At 36.6% G+C, this 904-nt stretch carries 3 protein-coding genes; all 3 read right to left on the bottom strand.

The window, feature by feature from the left end; genetic code table 11:
- Nucleotides 1-362, bottom strand: a 362-nt coding sequence (locus P3R27_RS14370; RefSeq protein WP_301357582.1) for a Sak single strand annealing protein, incomplete at its 3' end; no start/stop codon positions are given.
- Nucleotides 346-696 carry a hypothetical protein gene (locus P3R27_RS14365; RefSeq protein ID WP_301357583.1) on the bottom strand — a complete coding sequence of 117 codons (351 nt, stop codon included), beginning with the start codon at nt 694-696 and terminating at the stop codon, nt 346-348. The genes P3R27_RS14365 and P3R27_RS14370, both read right to left, overlap by 17 nt.
- 55 nt (nt 697-751) lie before the next feature.
- Complete coding sequence (locus P3R27_RS14360; protein WP_256821799.1) at nt 752-880, bottom strand: hypothetical protein; 129 nt, start codon at nt 878-880, stop codon at nt 752-754.
- Nucleotides 881-904 lie beyond the last annotated feature (24 nt).

Below are 904 nucleotides of genomic sequence, written 5' to 3'. Positions count from 1 at the left end.
ACCGAGTTATTAATCTGACTTGCATCCGGTTTAGCAATTGGCTTATTGTTGTAATCTGTCACCGGGAAAAGTTCTGTCTCAGTCCTGCCTCTTAGCGTGACAGACACAGAAACATAAGTTCCTGTTTCATCTGTCAAATAAGGTTTGTGCTCTTCAACCAGAAAATCTTGGTGCGTTCCTGAAATTACTCTATAATGTTTATACTCGTTTATGGTTACTCTTGCCTCTGGATCGTCCTTTTTCATCATCTCCCACGCTCGTGCCCATGACAGATAATCGAATTTCCCCTTCTTCTTTAGAGACTTGCTAAGTTTTCTACTAAATAGCTTTTCAAAATTTGTAGTTTCATTCGTTTCGCTCATCGAATACCGCCTCCAGATCAGCAATGTATTTTTTTCCTTGTCCGTAATAAGAGATAGCAAGCAAGTTATTCCGATCGTACTCTCCTAGTGCATCGATCAAGCCATCTTCAATGACGTAGACAAATACTGGTTTATTCGAATATTTTGAGAAGTGGACACAATAGACATGGTCATAAATACTCACAATATTACCTAGATCATCTTGATCACATGCTAGTTCTTCGTTCGTTAAAAGATTTCTTCTGACTTTTCTTTTTTTTGTTTTTTCAATATTCGCCTTACCCCAATCTGGATTGGTTAAATATTGATCTAAAGTGGAAAGTTCATTATTCATATGCTAAAATCTCCTTAGATATGTTTTGTATGTGACTCATTGCTTGCCGGCGGAGTCACTTTTTTATTTGTATCCATGCTTTTTGTTTATTGATTAGCTGTTTGCTTAAAATAGTTGATTTATTGTCATACCACCATCTATCAGCAATCATTTTTCCTTTCTTCAAAGCTTCTTTTCGATCCATACGTTCTCCTTTCCTTCGAATCTA

The sequence above is a fragment of the Enterococcus spodopteracolus genome, from assembly GCF_030441955.1.
GTDB classification, from domain to species: Bacteria; Bacillota; Bacilli; order Lactobacillales; family Enterococcaceae; genus Enterococcus_B; species Enterococcus_B spodopteracolus.
This window is presented reverse-complemented; position numbering and strand designations above follow the sequence as displayed.